This window comes from Ruegeria sp. C8, from assembly GCF_056537565.1.
The window spans coordinates 75,520-91,985 of sequence record NZ_JBQFRV010000003.1; the positions used below are offsets into that span (position 1 = coordinate 75,520).

12 protein-coding genes are annotated in these 16,466 nt (G+C 60.0%); 9 read left to right on the top strand and 3 right to left on the bottom strand.

Features of this window, described 5'->3' with window-relative positions; translation table 11 throughout:
* Positions 1-2 precede the first annotated feature (2 nt).
* Both ACR0KL_RS05665 and ACR0KL_RS05670 read left to right on the top strand, forming a co-directional pair.
* Positions 3-1,361, top strand: a complete 1,359-nt coding sequence (locus ACR0KL_RS05665) for a formimidoylglutamate deiminase (RefSeq protein WP_170679885.1) — start codon at positions 3-5, stop codon at positions 1,359-1,361.
* A gap of 78 nt (positions 1,362-1,439) precedes the next feature.
* Positions 1,440-2,141: a GntR family transcriptional regulator gene (locus tag ACR0KL_RS05670; protein ID WP_170679883.1), complete on the top strand. Its 702-nt coding sequence runs from the start codon at positions 1,440-1,442 to the stop codon at positions 2,139-2,141.
* A gap of 18 nt (positions 2,142-2,159) precedes the next feature.
* Here the strand turns inward: ACR0KL_RS05670 and ACR0KL_RS05675 are convergent, their stop codons facing one another.
* Positions 2,160-3,116 carry a LysR substrate-binding domain-containing protein gene (locus ACR0KL_RS05675; RefSeq protein ID WP_170679881.1) on the bottom strand — a complete coding sequence of 319 codons (957 nt, stop codon included), beginning with the start codon at positions 3,114-3,116 and terminating at the stop codon, positions 2,160-2,162.
* Positions 3,117-3,474: 358 nt separating this feature from the next.
* On the opposite strand from ACR0KL_RS05675, the gene ACR0KL_RS05680 reads away from it, so the two are divergent.
* From ACR0KL_RS05680 to ACR0KL_RS05690, 3 genes are read left to right on the top strand one after another with little or no spacing between them, the layout of a single operon-like run.
* Complete coding sequence (locus ACR0KL_RS05680) at positions 3,475-7,212, top strand: beta strand repeat-containing protein (protein WP_480776727.1); 3,738 nt, start codon at positions 3,475-3,477, stop codon at positions 7,210-7,212.
* Between the two features lie 60 nt (positions 7,213-7,272).
* A complete protein-coding gene (locus ACR0KL_RS05685; protein WP_170679877.1) occupies positions 7,273-9,024 on the top strand; it encodes a type I secretion system permease/ATPase in 1,752 nt (583 codons plus the stop codon).
* Entirely contained in the window at positions 9,021-10,391 is a 1,371-nt protein-coding gene (locus ACR0KL_RS05690) for an HlyD family type I secretion periplasmic adaptor subunit (RefSeq protein WP_480776728.1), read from the top strand. Before ACR0KL_RS05685 ends, ACR0KL_RS05690 begins: the two co-directional genes overlap by 4 nt.
* 77 nt (positions 10,392-10,468) lie before the next feature.
* Here ACR0KL_RS05690 and ACR0KL_RS05695 read toward each other — a convergent pair whose 3' ends face one another.
* On the bottom strand, positions 10,469-11,086 hold the full coding sequence (locus tag ACR0KL_RS05695) for a TetR/AcrR family transcriptional regulator (protein WP_480776729.1): 618 nt from the start codon (positions 11,084-11,086) through the stop codon (positions 10,469-10,471).
* 147 nt (positions 11,087-11,233) lie between these two features.
* Between ACR0KL_RS05695 and ACR0KL_RS05700 the strand changes: the two genes are divergently transcribed.
* From ACR0KL_RS05700 to ACR0KL_RS05715, 4 genes are all read left to right on the top strand, one after another.
* On the top strand, positions 11,234-12,163 hold the full coding sequence (locus ACR0KL_RS05700) for an AEC family transporter (protein WP_480776730.1): 930 nt from the start codon (positions 11,234-11,236) through the stop codon (positions 12,161-12,163).
* A 105-nt stretch (positions 12,164-12,268) separates the two neighbouring features.
* Positions 12,269-13,102, top strand: a complete 834-nt coding sequence (gene fghA / locus ACR0KL_RS05705) for an S-formylglutathione hydrolase (protein ID WP_480776731.1) — start codon at positions 12,269-12,271, stop codon at positions 13,100-13,102.
* A gap of 3 nt (positions 13,103-13,105) precedes the next feature.
* Complete coding sequence (gene sthA / locus ACR0KL_RS05710) at positions 13,106-14,563, top strand: Si-specific NAD(P)(+) transhydrogenase (protein WP_170377338.1); 1,458 nt, start codon at positions 13,106-13,108, stop codon at positions 14,561-14,563.
* Positions 14,560-15,015: a YaiI/YqxD family protein gene (locus tag ACR0KL_RS05715; RefSeq protein ID WP_170463095.1), complete on the top strand. Its 456-nt coding sequence runs from the start codon at positions 14,560-14,562 to the stop codon at positions 15,013-15,015. Before sthA ends, ACR0KL_RS05715 begins: the two co-directional genes overlap by 4 nt.
* An 84-nt stretch (positions 15,016-15,099) precedes the next feature.
* On the opposite strand, the gene ACR0KL_RS05720 is transcribed toward ACR0KL_RS05715, so the two are convergent.
* A complete protein-coding gene (locus ACR0KL_RS05720; RefSeq protein ID WP_170679865.1) occupies positions 15,100-16,341 on the bottom strand; it encodes an MFS transporter in 1,242 nt (413 codons plus the stop codon).
* Positions 16,342-16,466 lie beyond the last annotated feature (125 nt).

Genomic DNA, 16,466 nt, shown 5'->3' on the forward strand with positions numbered 1-16,466 from the left:
GAATGACCATCTTCGCGAAGCGCGCATTGCTACCCACAGGTTGGGCAGAAAATGTCAGGCTGGATTTGAAAGACGGGCACATCGCCGCTGTGACAGCCGACGCCAAAGCGCAAGACGCAGATGTCACAGTCGACACCCTGTTGCCTGCGCTGGCCAACCTGCACAGCCATGCCTTTCAGCGTGCCATGGCGGGGATGACCGAATACCGGCGCGCCGGGCGGGACAGCTTCTGGACGTGGCGCGATGTGATGTATCGCTTCACTGAGCAACTGACGCCCGATCAGATTCAGGCCATCGCCGCACTTGTCTATATGGAGATGCAGGAGGCCGGGTTCGCCTCCGTCGGAGAGTTTCACTATCTGCACCATCAACCCGGTGGCACGCCCTATGAACGACTGGCAGAGCTATCCGACCGCATCATGGCCGCCGCCGTCGAAACAGGCATCGGCCTGACGCATCTGCCCGTCCTCTACTCCTATGCCGGGGCCGGAGAAGTGCCTTTGGAACCCGGGCAACAGCGGTTCGGCAACGACGTGACACGTTTCCTGCGACTGGTGGACGAGGCCAAAGCGGCCAGCGCCGCATTGCCAGAGGATGTCCGGGTGGGAATTGCCCCGCATTCCCTGCGCGCGACCTCACCCGCCGATCTGAAAGAAGTGCTGAACCATAACACCGGTTTGGTTCATATCCACATAGCCGAGCAGCCCAAGGAGGTTGCGCAGGTACAGGCTGGCCTGGGCGCGCGCCCGGTCGAATGGCTGCTGGGTAATGCCACTGTCGACAGGCAGTGGTGCTTGATCCACGCCACACACATGACCGATGAAGAGACACGCGCATTGGCGGCGTCCGGCGCTGTCGCAGGCCTTTGCCCAATCACAGAAGCCAATCTGGGCGACGGCCCGTTCAATGGCGCGACGTATCTGACCGCAGGCGGCGTGTTCGGTGTGGGATCGGATTCGAACGTGCGGATTTCACTGACCGACGAGCTTCGGACGCTGGAGTACTCTCAACGCCTGCGCGACCTGTCGCGCAATGTGCTGGTGGTTGGCGAAGGGTCTGTTGGGCAAACCCTCTATTGCGGCGCCGCGACGGGTGGGGCGCAAGCGCTGGGCCGAAACGCGGGGCAGATAGCCGAGGGCGCCTTGGCGGACCTTGTTGCCATCGACAGCAGCGACCCGGCGCTGTGCGCTTTGCGACCTGACCAGTTACTGGACGGGCTTGTGTTTGCCGCACAGGACGGAATGGTGACCGACCTCTGGTCGGCTGGGCGGCATAGGGTCAAGGATGGGCATCACGTGGCACGCGACCAGATCGTGACGCGGTACAGAAAAGCCATAGCCGAGATATTGCCTCACTTGTAACGCTCGGCATCCTCTTTACGCGAGAGTCGCCTGCGATACATATTATGAATAAGCTTATTGAGGAAACGGGATCAGATCGTGACGGAACAGAAGAATATCGGTTTTCAGGATATCCGAGACGAGGTGATCAACCGTATCCAAAGCCGCATCTGGCCTCAGGGTAGTTTACTTCCGACCGAGCTGGAACTGGCCGCCGAGTTCGGCTGCGCCCGTGCCACCGTGAACCGCGCGCTGCGAGAGTTGGCGGAACAGGGCATCATTACTCGTAAGCGCAAAGGCGGCACCCGGGTCGTTACGACCCCGGTCAAGCAGGCCAAACTGCCGATCACCGTTGTCCGCCAGACGATCGAGGATATGAATGCCGAATACCGCTATGCGCTTGTCAGCCGCACACAGATCGACTGCCCAGCGTGGCTGCAAGCCAAGCTGGGCCTGCAGGAAGGCGCGCAAATCCTGCATCTTCAATGCATGCATCACGCAGACAACCGCCCTTTTCAGTTTGAAGAGCGTTGGATCAGCGTTGATGCCGTACCTCACGTGGTGAATGAGAGCTTTCTGACCGCCGGCCCCAATGAATGGCTGCTATCCGAGGTTCCCTTTTCCAACGCTGAGATCGCCTTCTCGGCGGTTCCGGCCACCGGGCAGTTGCAGGACTTTCTGTCAGTGCCACCGGGCACACCGTTGTTCCAACTGGAACGCACGACATGGTTCCAAAGCAAACCGGTCACATTCGTCAGAATGACCTTCCATCAAGGTTACCAGATGCGGACCACCTACTAACCCCTTTGCCGAAAACGCTCAGACCGTCGCTGGCTGTTTCGGCGGATCAACTTCCTCGGGTTGATAGGTCGGGATCACTCCGATCGGGGGTTTTTCGCGAATGTATTCTCCGATCCGCGCCAACATCGGTTTGCGCGGGCAATTCGGTCGCGTCGCCGCCCCCAGATCACGCAAGTGCCCCGGCCCATCAAACGGAATGAAGCAAAGCGGCCAGTTGTCCCGCTTGAACTGCTCGGCCGCCAGGGCGGAAACAATCGTACAATCGTCAGAGTGACAGATATGACGGCAGATTGTCTCGAACCGCAACGCGGTCAGATCAAAGCGCTTACTGATACGGCTGGAGGGATCCTGCTTGGGCAACCGATCTTCCAGCGCATAGCCGAAGCTATGGGGCAAACGGATGAAATCATGCACTGGCACCTCATCGGCAGAAATCGAGGGCAGAGTATGCAGCGGATGCCCCTCGCGCAGCGCCAGAAACAGAGGCTCGGACCAGATAGAGGTGAAATCCAGCGCGTCGCTGTTGTTGATCTTGGCCACCAGCGCCAGATCCAAAGTGTGGTCTTCGACCATCTGCAACATGTTTTGCGGCAGGTCTTCGATCATTGTCACCCGCATGCGCGGAAACAAAGTGCTGAACAGCTCTGAGAAATACTGCGTCAGATATGGGGCCAACGTGGGCGTCATGCCGATGGTGAAGGGCACCGCCTCGGGGTCGCGGAACTCGGTCGCTGTGTCACGGATTTTTTGCGCGTCATTCAGCATCCTTGTTGCGATGTCGACGATCCGCGCGCCGCAGGCCGTCGGGCGGACCTCATTGTTCAGACGCAGGAACAGCTCGACCCCCAACTCCTGTTCGAGTTTCTTGATCTGGTTGGACATCGCCGGCTGGGACACGTTGCAAGCCGAAGCGGCCTGACTGAACTGGCCGTGCTTGGCGATGGCAATGACGTATTCCAGGTCTCTGAGGTTCATGGCGGGGCAATTCGAACAAAAAAATAGGTCAAGGTACCTATGACACTACGCGCGCCCCCCCTGTTTCAGAAGGCCGCGCGGCGATTTGAGGAGGATTTGCCCCCCACATCCCGTCACAAATAGGTGAAACACCGTCATCAAATAAGTGAGCGACCCGCGGTTTCCCATCGCATCGTCTTGTAAATCAAGGCTGCCGCCTGCGAAGACTTCACGAAATTCGTGACTATTCGCGCTGGTTATACCCCCGATTTGGACCATGAATTTCCGCCGACAATGGGCGGGGCCTACTGATTTGTTGCGTCGGTTGCCCGATCGAACGGGCCACCTGCACCACGCAACAAACCAGACGGAGTGACCCATGCTGTCCCAATTCGTAGAAAGCCTGCGCGCCCGTCTCTTGACCACGTCAACACTGGCGCAAGAGACCACACGTGACGGCCAAACCCTTTTCAACAATTTCTTCCAGAACACGATCGTCGACGACACGCCCGCTTTTGTTCTGGCCAATGACTTTTCGCGCCTGCTGAACTTTGGCGAGATTGTCACCAACAACGCCGTCGCCGCCGTTCAGGCGCAGGGCGAGGATGTTGACGTGTTCAATTTCCGCTCGGGTGTGATCGAGGCGAATAGCGGCCCCGATGCGCTGGCCACCGGCGTTCAGGTCACCGGCAGCGCCGCCGTGCGCAACTTTGGTGAGATCTCGGGCGACTTTAACGGCGTTCAGCTTGCAGGACCCGAGAGCTCGGGCAGCCTGGACAATTTCCGTGGCGGTGTGATCTCCTCCGACAGCCGCGCTGTCGACATTCAAGGCCAGGGCATTGACGTGCGCAACTTCGGCGACATCCTTGGCACCGGAGATCAGCGCAACGGCACGATCTACACCAACAGCACCGCCGAGGATATCTCGATCTCGAACTTCACGGGGGGAACCGTGGATGCCGGTGAGGGCAATCAGGGCGCCGGGATCTCGCTTCAGGTCGGGGATGAGGTTGGCGACCGTGTGGAAACCGATATATTCAACGGCTTCGGCGGCACCATTCAGGGCCGTGGTCAGGCGGCGTCGAACACCGGTCTGGCGGGTGACGGTATCCGGATCAACAACGGGGCTGAAGGCACGATCCTCGAGACCGAGATCCTCAACAGCGGGCTGATCACATCGGAAAGCACCCAAGGCACCGCAGCCGGTATCCGCATCGCGGATGGCGCAAGCGCCGAGGGCGAGATCCTGAACACCTCAACCGGGGTGATCGAGGGCGCCGCAAACGGCCTCTATATCGGTCAGGGCACACATGATCTGGACGTTCTGAACTTCGGCACGATCCAGTCCGACAGCCGCGCGGTTAATATCGACGGCACCGGTGTGAACCTTGTGAACGGCGGTGATATCCTTGGTACGGACAGCCAGCGCAACGGCACCGTTTATGCTGACGGCACCGCCGATGATTTCGCAGTCAACAACCTGGTCACCGGCACGATCGACGCAGGCGAAGGTAATGAAGGGTCGGGCTTTGGCGTTGAAATCGGCGGAACTGCGGATGGCGCATCCTCGTTCACGCTAGACAATGCGGGCACCATTCAGGGTCGCGGCAATGCGGCGGCAGGCTCCAACGCGGCAGGCGACGGTATCCGGGTTGGCAATGTGGGCAACATTGGCGTCACCGATGCGGTCATCAACAACTCGGGCACTATCGACTCCGAGGGCGCAAACGGCACTGTTGCGGGTGTGCGTTTCGTCAACGGCGTGTCGTTCCAGGGTGAGTTCAACAACTCGGGCCAGATTTCGGGCGTTCAGAACGGCGTCTATTTCGGCAACCCGGTCGCCGGTGAAGGCGCGGATCACACCGGTGGTGTGTTCAACAACCTCGAAACCGGGGTAATCTCGTCCGACAGCCGCGCGTTCAACATCGACGGCATCGGCCTCGAGGTGAACAACGCAGGTGAGATCGTCGGCACCGACAGTCAGCGCAACGGTACCGTCTACGCCGACGGCACTGCGCAAGACTTCACCTTCAACAACCAGGAAACCGGCGTCGTCGATGCGGGTGAAGGCAATGAAGGGTCGGGCTTTGGCGCCGAGATCGCGGGCGAGAATGCGTTCACGTTGAACAATGACGGTCTGATCCAGGGTCGCGGCAACGCGGCGGCGGGCACCAATGCCGCAGGCGACGGTATCCGCATCGGCAATGTCGGCAACGCAGGCACGTTCACCGGCTCCATCACCAACGCAGGCACTGTGCAGTCCGAAGGTGCAAACGGAACCGTCGGCGCGTTCCGCGCGGTGAACAACGTCAACTTCCAAGGCCAATTGGTCAACGAAAAAGGCGGCGTGTTCGCAGGCGTGCAAAACGGCGTCTACTTCGGGACCGGTGATCATACCGGCAGCTCGTTTGTGAACCGTGGAACCGTCACGTCGGACAGCCGTGCGGTGAATATCGACGGTGAGGGGCTTGAGGTCGTCAACGAAGGCGAAATCCTCGGCACCGGCAACCAGCGCAACGGCACCGTCTATGCCGATGGCACTGCCGACAACTATACCTTCAACAACACCGGTCTGGTTGATGCGGGTCTGGGCAACAACGGCTCGGCCGTGTCGCTGCAAACCGGCGATGTCGAAGGCGATATCGTGTCGGCGGCGGTTCTGAACGAAGGCACCCTGCAAGGTCGCGGCGACGCGGTTGAGGGCAATCAGGTCGGCGATGGCCTGCGCCTGTTCACCAGCCAGTCCGAGGCCGGATTTGCCGGAGTGGTCGTCAATGAAGGCCTGATCGCAGGCTCCGAGACCTCGGACGCAGCCGCAGGTATCCGCGTTGACGGTGGCCTGAACCTTCTGGGGGCAATCCTGAACGAAGGTGAGATCCGCGGGACGGTCAATGCAATAGACGCTTCGGATGCGGGTGACGTGACCATCGTCAATGACGACGAAGGCGTGATCAACGGCAACGTCCTGCTGGGCTCTGGCGATGACATCTTTGTCGATCTGGGCACCACCAACGGCAATATCGATGGTGGCGCGGGCGACGACGTTCTGATCGCAGGCGATGCGGACAATGTTCTGACCGGTGGTCTGGGCAATGACTTCATCGACGGTGGCGACGGCATCGACACAGCCGATTTCTCGGATCTGGATGTCGCGGTCGAAGTGCGCCTGGGCGCCAATGGCAACGGCACTTCAACCCGCGATACGGGCTTTAATGTCTCGGTCAAGGACGCCGTGGTCTCTGCCCCCGGTCAGTTCGGCGCGAACATCGCCAATGGTGCAGCTTTTGTGGAACAGGCGCTTCAGGGCAACCTGTATTACAACATCCACACATCGGACTTCCCCGGTGGTGAAATCCGCGGGCAGCTGCTGGTGGACAGTGTCGAGACCGAGCATGGCATCCGCACCGTCACCTTAAGCGGCGGTCTGGACGCGGCGCAGGAACCGGGGCCGACCTCGGACAGCGAAGCCACCGGCGAGGCGACTGTGGTCATTACGCAGAACCTGCACACGGGTGAAGTGACCTATTCCAGCGAGCTGAGCGTTGTGGGCCTGAGCGAGGCCGACCTGAACACCCCGATCCCGGGTGTTGTCTCGGCCATCCATCTGCACAACGCACCGGCCGGCAACAATGGCCCGGTCGTGCAGGACACGCTGGTAGATGCGGGTGCCACTCTGGACGTGAACGCCACAGGCGGCACGGGTGTCATCGGTCAGGACGTCATCGACAACCAGATCGAGGTCGATGTTCTGCAGTCGATTGAGAATGTGATCGGGTCCGACGATGGAGACATCATCATCGGCAGCGATCTCGACAACAAACTCAGCGGTGGTGACGGCGATGACCTGATCTCGGGTGAGGGTGGCAATGACATCCTGATCGGTGGCGCAGGTGCGGATACCTTCACCTTCGGCGCGAATTTCGGAAACGACGTGATCCAGGACTTCGAAGTCGGCCTCGACCAGTTGCAATTCGGTGACTTCGGCCCCGATTTCGGCAGCGCTGTGAATGTCGCTCAGGATGGCAACGACGTTGTGATCTCGTTCGGCACCGAAGGCTCGGTCCGTCTGGCGGGCGTCAACACCACCGACCTGACCGAAGACGACTTCGTCGCTTAATCGAAAACGGACTGGGCGGGTCACACCGCCCAGTTTGCCAAACCGGAAAAGGGCAAGACGATGTTTCAGAAATCCAACCCCGTACAAACCGCATGGGCCTCGTTGCGCAAAGGGTTTGTTGCTGTCGCTTTCTTCAGCCTGTTTCTCAACCTGCTGATGCTGGCCGGGCCGCTTTACATGCTGCAGGTCTACGACCGGGTCCTGACCAGCCAGAATGTCGACACGCTGATCGCGCTGACCCTTCTGCTGGGTGGCGTCTTTGTCGTGATCGCCTGTCTCGACCTGATGCGGATGCGCATCCTGGGCCGCCTGGCCGCCCGGTTCGAAATGGCCGTCGGTGCGCCCGTTCTGGGGGCCGCCATGCGCCGCCGGGTTCAGGGCAAAGCGCAGAGCGCCGAGAATCTGGTCGACGACGTCAACGGATTTCGCGAGTTCATCTCGGGCTCGACCCTGACAGCCTTTTTCGATGCGCCGTGGATTCCGATATACCTGCTGGTCCTCTATGTCCTGCACCCGCTGCTGGGTCTGCTGGGACTGGCCGGAGCCGTCACCCTGACCGTCATGGCGCTGATCAACAACGCACGCGCACAGAAACCGATGCGAAACGCTGCCGAGGCCCGAGGACGCTCGGACGCGCTGTTCAAGACTTCGGATCGTAATGCCGAACTGGTCCACGCGCTGGGCATGAAATCCGATCTGGTGCGTCGCTGGACCGCCCTGCAAATCGACGCGCACGCGCATAAAACATGCGCGGCTGACCGTATCACTGGCTTTTCGGTCCTGTCCAAGACCATCCGTATGGGCCTGCAATCGGCCATTCTGGGTCTGGGTGCAGCCCTTGCCATAACGGGCGAATCCACTGCAGGCGTCATGATCGCCGCGACCATCGTATTGGCGCGGGCGCTGGCGCCGATTGACCAGCTTATCGGCCAATGGCGTGGTTTTCTGGCCGCTCGCGGTTCCTACGCCAAGATCAAGGCGCTGACAGAGGACTTCGCCGAGGAAACACCCAACCTGCACCTGCCCCGCGCTTTCAAGACGTTGGACGCGAAAATTGCTCAGGCCGGTCCGCCGCGCGCGATCAATGCCACCATTCGGGGTATCGACTTTGATCTGGCCGCAGGCGACGTTCTGGCTGTCATTGGCCATAGCGGCTCGGGCAAGACGACGCTGGGCAAAATGCTGGCCGGGATCTGGCACCCGCAACGGGGCGAGGTTCTGCTGGATGGCAGCCCAATGTCGAAATGGAACACCGAGGATCTGGGCAAACAGATCGGCTACCTGCCGCAGGATGTCGAGCTGTTCGACGGTACGATCCGCGAAAACATCGCCCGTTTCTCGGTCGCCATCGACGACGCCGAGGTTTTTCGCGTCGCGCAGGAAGCTGGCATTCACGAAATGATCAGCGCCCTGCCCGACAGCTATGAAACGCGCATTGGTCAAGGGTTCTTTCTGTCCGGCGGTCAGCGGCAGCGTCTGGCCCTCGCCCGCGCGCTCTATGGTGACCCGTTTGTTCTGGTGCTGGACGAACCGAACTCGGATCTGGATGCCGAAGGGGAACAGGCCTTGCGCGATGCCATTCTGGCCACTCAGGCCCGCGGCTCCATCGCAATTGTCATGACTCACCGCCCCGCAACCTTGCAGGCCGCCAACAAGGTCATGGTCATGCGCAACGGGTCCCAGACCCAGTTCGGCGACAAGGATGACGTGCTGAAAGTCAATCGCCGCAATGTTCTGGACAGTTCAGGCAAGGGCACCCGCCCGACCCCTCAGCCCGTCCCGGAAACGCAAATCACAGGAGCAGCCCAATGACACAGATTGTCCCGTACAACGCCTCTCGCAATGCGTTGTCGCTGAATGAGGCAGAGTTCATCGACATCTCGGACGCCTCCCCCCGGATCGGACGCTATGTCTGGGTTGGCGTCATCACCCTGTTGGCCTTTGTCGGAGGCAGCGCCTACTGGGCCTTCGCCTCGAAACTGGACGGGGCGGTGGTTGCCCCTGCCTCCTTCGTGGTCGAAGGCGATCGCAAAACGGTCGAGCATCTGGACGGCGGCATCATCCGCGACATCCTGATTGCCGACGGAGATTTCGTTCAGGCCGGTCAACCTCTGATCCGGCTGGACAGCACCGATATCGACGTCGACCTGAACGTGCTGGGCAGCCAGATGGGTGAGCTTTCGGTGCGCCGCGCCCGCCTGCTGACACAGATGAGCGGTCAGGACCGGTTTGATGAAGCTTCGGCCATGGCTGGTTTTCAGGCGGGTATGGAGCGGCTGCACTGGACCTCCGCCTATCTGACGCAGAAACAGCTGTTTGACGCCGAAGCCCGCGCCCGCCAGACCGAAACTCGGATCAATGAGCAGCGGATTTCGGGCCTGAAGGATGAGGCCCAAGGGCTGGCCGAACAGCGTGTCAGAACCCAAAACCAGATCGAGATAACTCTAACCGAACTGGACAGCCTACAGACCCTGCTGGACAAAGGGTTGGTCGCGGCCACCCGTGTCAGCTCGCGTCAGATTGAGCTGCAGCGTCTCTACGGCGTCGATGCTTCGCTGCGCACCCAGATCGCGCAGGCTGAAAATCAAGTTAGAGAGCTGGAACTGACGCTGATCAGCCAGCAAAAGCTGCGGGATGAGGTAATCGCGGGAGAGCTTGCGGTGGCCGAAGCGCAGCTTGATCTGGTGCGCCCGCAATATGCAGGCACCGCCGAGCGCCGCAAGCGGATCGAGCTGTTGGCCCCAACCAGCGGACGGGTGGTCAATCTGGCGGCCTCGACCACCGGCGGCGTCATTCGTCCGGGCGAACACATCATGGACATTGTCCCGGCGGATCAGGCGCTGATTGTCGAGGCGCGGGTCAAGACCGGTGACATCGACAAGCTGCGGATCGGCCAGTCCACCCGCATCCGCCTGTCGGCCTTTGCACAGGCAGACGTCCCCGAGGCCAGCGGCAAGATCTTCGACATCTCGGCCGATGCCTTGGAAGACGAACGCACGGGCGAGCCCTACTACAAGGCGCGGGTCAAACTGGATGCCCAGCAGCCCGAGGCGGTGGCCGCGCTGGATCTGGTACCCGGTATGCCGGCTGATCTGTTCGTCAATACCGGCGAGAGGGCCGTGATCGCCTATCTGTCACAACCCATCAGCGACCGGTTGGCCAAAACCTTTATCGAGTGAGTGGGTACTCAGGTAACGAGTATGTTTTTAACGAGTGGGAATGGTCTGCAGATGGGGCTGCAGGCCATTTCACTTTGTCAAACGCCGTAGCGGGCCATGAACATATCGACAGCTTGCAGGGCAACCTCGTCAATCTCGGCCTGAGAGAATTCTTCCTGGATGCCAAAGGCGGCGCGCAGCCATAGGCGCACTTTGCACAGCTCGGCGAATTGTTCTGCTGCGATCGTCACATCCTCGATCAACAATTCGCCCTTGGCGACGGCCTTTTCCAGATACTCGACCATCTTTCGCTGACCGTTCTGAGGCCCAGCTTCATAAAACACCCGGCCAAGTTCCGGGAACCGATCCCGTTCAGCCACGCAAACGCGGAAAATCTGGCGATTGAAATCCGATACGAAAAAGCTGACCAACTGCGTCGCGGTAATCGTCAGAACTTCGCGCACGGGTTTGGTTTCGTCGATCATCGAGATCACACGCTCGGCCATGCGTCGGCATTCGGTTTGCGCCACCTCAATAAACAGCAGGCGCTTGTCGGGGAAATAGCTATATAGCGTCGCTTTTGAGACACCCGCCGCCCGCGCAATGTCATCCACACTGGCCCCCTCGAACCCATCCGCGAGAAAAACTTCTCGGGCCCCGCGCAGAACCTGGTCGAATTTTCGGCCGGTGCGCAGGATGGTGGCGGATTGGGTCATGATGGCTCCTTCAGCGGGTTGTGGATCGAATTTATAAACCGATCTGTTCAGACACAAGGATTCTTGGTGTTTTCTGACGGGCCGTCACCCAAAACACCGTTCGATCCGTGACTTGCAGGTCGCGCGATCCATGTTAGGAGGGTACCCATGGTCGAGATCTTTCTGCGCACCCTTCCCTTCTTCGTGATCATCGGCCTGGGTTACTGGGCCGGGCGCACGCGGTTTTTCACTGAGGAAGCCACCGCCTATCTGACGAAATTCGTCTTTTTCTTTGCCCTGTCGGCCATGCTGTTCCGCTTTGCCGCCAACCTTCCCTTTGCTGAGATTTTCAACGGGCGGCTGATCATCGGTTATCTGATCGGCACACTAGCGGTCTACGCACTGGCTTCGCTGGTGGCATGGATACGGGGCCTCGACATCCCCACCGCCGCGGTTGAGGCCCAGTGTGCCGCCATCGGCAATGTCGGCTTTCTGGGCCTGCCCATGCTGGCTATGCTGCTGTCCGAGGCCGCGATCGGGCCCGTCATGCTGATCCTTGCGGTGGATCTGGTCGTGTTTTCCTCGCTCATCGTAGTCCTGATCAATGGCGGCCGGGACGGAAAGCTAACGGTCAAAACGCTGCGCCTGATCGGGTTTGGGTTGCTCAAGAACCCGATGATCGTATCGATCTCGGCCGGATTGATCTGGTCGGCGCTACAGATTCCGGTGCCCGGCCCGATGAATGATTTTCTGACCATTCTGGGTGGGGCCGCAACGCCCGGAGCACTGTTTGCAATCGGCGCCTCGCTGGCTGGTAAATCGGCCGAGCGGGTTCAAATCGCGGGCTGGCTGAGCTTTTGCAAGCTGATCGTCCACCCCGCCTGTGTTGCCGTCGCCCTGCTTTGGCTGGTTCCAGTCGATACCTTCTCGGCCACGGTTGCGATTGCCGCCGCTGCGCTACCGGTTGCGGGCAATGTCTACATGCTGGCGGCGCATTACGGGGTTGCACCTCATCGCGCCTCGGCGGCGATCCTGCTGTCTACGGCGGCCAGTATTCTGACGGTTCCGCTGATCATCGGATGGCTTACCGCTTTGTGAGCGTGCAACCCCACCAAAAAGTCATGCACATGGCCGCCGCCGCACTTTACGCGGCGTCCTTAGGGCGATAGCCATGGCGCGACCCTAGATTAAGGACTCGACCAGATGAAAACCCTTTCGGAAAATGCCTGTTTTGGTGGTGTGCAAGGTGTCTACCGCCATGCCTCGACCGCCTGCCAATGCGATATGACCTTTGGCCTGTTTCTGCCCGCCGAGGCCAAGGACGGCCCCGTTCCGGTTTTGTGGTACCTGTCTGGCCTGACCTGCACCCATGAAAACGCGATGACCAAGGCCGGTGCACAGGCCTGGGCCGCCGAACAGGGCATCGCCATCGTGTTCCCCGACACGTCTCCCCGCGGCGAAGGCGTGGCCGATCACGAAGACTATGATTTGGGCCAAGGCGCGGGTTTTTACGTCAACGCGACGCAAACCCCTTGGGCCCCACATTTCAACATGTGGGACTATGTGGCCGAGGAACTGCCTGCATTGATCGCCGAGAATTTTGCCATCGACATGGACCGTCAGGCTATCACCGGCCATTCGATGGGCGGCCATGGTGCTCTGACACTGGCGATGAACCTGCCGGGGCGCTATCGCTCGGTCTCGGCCTTTGCGCCAATCTCGAACCCGACCGGCGCGGATTGGGGCCGCAAACAGCTGAGCGCCTATCTGGGCGATGACGAGGCCGGTTGGGCCAAGCATGATGCCTCGCTCCTGATGAAAGAGGTCGGATTTGACGGCCCTGTCCTGATCGACACCGGTGCGAGCGATCAGTTCATCGACCTTTTGCGCCCCGAAGCGTTGGCACAGGCCATCGCCGAGCGCCGCCAGCAGGCGACCTATCGTCTGCAACCGGGCTATGACCATTCCTATTTCTTCGTGTCCACCTTCATGGAAGACCACATCACGTTCCACGCCGAAGCGCTGTACGGAGACTGAGGCATGAGCAAGTATGACTATGACCTGATCATCATCGGGTCTGGCCCCTCGGGCCGGTCGGCAGCGATTCAGGCAGGCAAGCTGAAACGCCGGGTGTTGGTGATCGACCGGCACGATCGTTTCGGAGGCGTATCGGTGCATACCGGCACGATCCCGTCCAAAACCCTGCGTGAAACCGTGCTGAACCTTTCGGGCTGGCGCGAACGCAGCTTTTACGGCCGCTCCTACCGGGTCAAAGAACAGATCCGCGCCGAGGACCTGAAGGCCCGGCTGCACATGACACTCGACCACGAAGTTGACGTGCTGGAGCACCAATTCAACCGAAACCATGTGGATACTCTGAACGGGCTGGCCTCGTTCACGGGCCCGCATGAGATCGAGGTGGCGACGGATAGTGGTGAGAAAACCCGCCTGACCGCCGCAAAGTTCCTGATTGCGACCGGAACCAAAACCTATCGCCCGGACTATGTGCCTTTCAACGGCAAAACCGTTGTGGATGGCGATGAATTCCTTGAAATGGCCGAGATCCCTCGGTCGCTGGTTGTTATCGGTGCCGGGGTGATTGGCGTGGAATATGCCACCATGTTTTCGGCCCTGGATGTCCGTGTCACCCTGATCGAGCCGCGCGACACCTTCCTGGATTTCATCGACAAACGCCTGATCCACGATTTCACCCATCAAATACGTGAGAATGGAGTGGATCTTCGGCTCGGCTCGGCCGTCGAAAAGATCGAAGATGCGGGCGAGCATGTCGAGGTCACTCTTGAGAACGGCCGTCACGTTCGGGCCGAGATGCTGTTGTTTGCTGCCGGTCGGATGGGCGCGACCTCGACGCTGAATCTGAAGGCTGTTGGCGTTGAAACAGATCACCGCAACCGGATCAGCGTGGATCGCAAGACTTACCAGACCGAAGTGCCGCATGTTTACGCGACGGGAGACGTGATCGGGCACCCTTCGCTAGCCTCAACCTCGTTACAACAGGGTCGCGTGGCGGCCTGTCATGCGCTTGAAACCCCGACCCTGCCGGAAAGCCCGTGGTATCCCTATGGCATTTACTCCGTGCCCGAAATCTCGACCTGCGGCATGTCCGAGGAAGAGTTGCAGGAGCGCGGCATCCCCTATGAGGTCGGCGTGGCGCGATTCCGCGAAACCTCGCGCGGGCATATTATGGGGTTGGAACATGGCATGTTGAAGATGCTGTTTTCCCTGAAAACCCGCCGGGTACTTGGTGTTCAGATCGTGGGCGAAGGCGCGACGGAGCTGATCCATATCGCCCAAGCCGTACTGAACCTGAAAGGCACCGTGGACTACTTCGTGCAGAACACGTTCAACTATCCGACGCTGGCCGAGGCCTATAAGATCGCCGGTCTGGACGCGTTCAACCGGATGCCAATCCCCGAAGAGTTCAAGGTCAAGAAAAAGCCTGTTGAACCCGCAAAGAAAGAGGCAAAAAAGGCGTGACAACGCTCTATGTCGATGGGGACGCCTGCCCGGTCAAAGCCGAGGCTGAGCGGGTCGCGACCCGACACAAAGTGCCTATGGCGCTGGTGTCGAATGGCGGGTTGCGGCCATCGGCAAACCCTCTGGTACAGGTCGTCATTGTCGCTGAGGGCGCGGATGAGGCCGACAAATGGATCGCCGAGCGTTGCGGCGCAGGCGATGTCGTGGTCACCTCGGACATCCCGCTGGCGGCTAAGTGCGTCGAGGCCGGTGCCCGTGTTCTTCGGCCCAATGGCGAGGCTTTCACCGCCGCCAATATAGGCCAGCAACTGGCGATGCGCGACCTGATGGCGGATTTGCGCGCGGCGAACCCTCTGGGCGCTGGAGGTGGTGGGAAACCGTTCGGGAAAGCCGATCGCTCGCGGTTCTTGGACGCTCTGGAACGGGAATTGCGGGCGGCGCAACGCGGCTGATCCTCCCGCCAGTTGAAGACGCATCAAAGATGCGCCCTCGCCTGTTGGGCCAGGCAGCGCGTGCCGCGCTGCGGGCGCGCCCAGTTACGCAGCGGCGGGGGTCGGCCCTCGGTTCTCGCGAATGGGCAAGTGGACAATCGCGCTGAACGCGCCCACGGCGATACCGATCCACCAAACCATCGTGTAGTCGCCATAGACGTCATACATCCGCCCGCCCAGCCAGATGCCAAGGAAACTCCCAAGTTGGTGGCTGAGGAAGACAATTCCATACAGCGTACCCATGTAGCGCAGACCGTAGAGATGCGCGACCAGACCGGATGTCAGTGGTATTGTGGCCAGCCAGAGAGAGCCCATAGCCAACGAAAAAACGATGACCGATATTGGGGTGATCGGAAACATGATGAACACGACAGCAGCCAGCGTGCGCGCCGTATATACGATGGCCAGCAAGTATTTCTTGGGAAAGTGGTTCCCCGCCCAGCCTGCCAAAAGCGTGCCGCCGATATTAGCCAGCCCGATCAGCGAAATGGACAACGCACCCAAGGCGGACGTGGTCGTTATGCCTATCGAATGCAGGACGCCACCCGGCTGGATGGGGCCGCACATCTCGGTCACGAAGGCTGGGAAGTGAGCTGTGATAAAGCCGAGCTGATAGCCACAGCTGAAAAAGCCAAGTGAGATCAGCGTGTAAGACGGGTCTCGGAGGGCACGCCCCAAGATTTGACCCATGCTTTCTTCCAGCTCGGCCTTACTGCTTTGCTGAGGCGCACGCATGAAGGGCAGGATCAGCACGAGGCAGAGAATAGCGACGGCGAACACGATATAGACCTGATGCCAGGGCAGGAAGGTCAGCATCCATTCGGCCGTTGGCGCGCCCAAAACCTGACCGAAACTGCCCGCAGCCGTAACGATGGCCAAAGACATGGATCGGTTCGCGTCAGAGGATGCCCGCCCAACCACGGCAAGAACCACGCCGAAGCCGGTACCTGCAATGCCAAACCCGACCAACCATGCGTAGATTTGGTGTTCAAACGGAGTAATAGACCAGGCTGAAAGCACCATGCCAGCGGCATAAGTCAGCGCGCCAAGCACAATGGCCTTTCGGTCGCCGATCTTTTCAGCGATGGCGCCAAAGATCGGCTGCCCGATCCCCCAGGCCAGATTCTGGATCGCAATGGCCATTGAGAAATCGGTGCGCAGCCAGCCGAACTCAGATGCGATCGGGATCTGGAACACCCCAAACGAAGCGCGCACCGCGAAACTGACTGTAATGATGATACAGCCAACGATCAGAATTGGATTCAGCAGACGTGCGGAGTGCGGCATCGGGACCTCAGACAAACAAGTTTTGCGACGCTACTGTTTTTCTTCAGCGCGTCAATTCAGTAGATTTGCGGTTCGACATAAGGAAAATTGATGCATGCCTGAAAATGCCCGCTTTTCAACGCGTA

Coding starts and splice junctions, on each gene's coding strand:
- ACR0KL_RS05665 (WP_170679885.1), top strand. CDS start 3: ATGACCATCTTCGCGAAGCGCGCATTGCTACCCACAGGTTGGGCAGAA.
- ACR0KL_RS05675 (WP_170679881.1), bottom strand. CDS start 3,116: ATGAACCTCAGAGACCTGGAATACGTCATTGCCATCGCCAAGCACGGC.
- ACR0KL_RS05680 (WP_480776727.1), top strand. CDS start 3,475: ATGCTGTCCCAATTCGTAGAAAGCCTGCGCGCCCGTCTCTTGACCACG.
- ACR0KL_RS05685 (WP_170679877.1), top strand. CDS start 7,273: ATGTTTCAGAAATCCAACCCCGTACAAACCGCATGGGCCTCGTTGCGC.
- ACR0KL_RS05690 (WP_480776728.1), top strand. CDS start 9,021: ATGACACAGATTGTCCCGTACAACGCCTCTCGCAATGCGTTGTCGCTG.
- ACR0KL_RS05695 (WP_480776729.1), bottom strand. CDS start 11,086: ATGACCCAATCCGCCACCATCCTGCGCACCGGCCGAAAATTCGACCAG.
- ACR0KL_RS05700 (WP_480776730.1), top strand. CDS start 11,234: ATGGTCGAGATCTTTCTGCGCACCCTTCCCTTCTTCGTGATCATCGGC.
- fghA (WP_480776731.1), top strand. CDS start 12,269: ATGAAAACCCTTTCGGAAAATGCCTGTTTTGGTGGTGTGCAAGGTGTC.
- sthA (WP_170377338.1), top strand. CDS start 13,106: ATGAGCAAGTATGACTATGACCTGATCATCATCGGGTCTGGCCCCTCG.
- ACR0KL_RS05720 (WP_170679865.1), bottom strand. CDS start 16,341: ATGCCGCACTCCGCACGTCTGCTGAATCCAATTCTGATCGTTGGCTGT.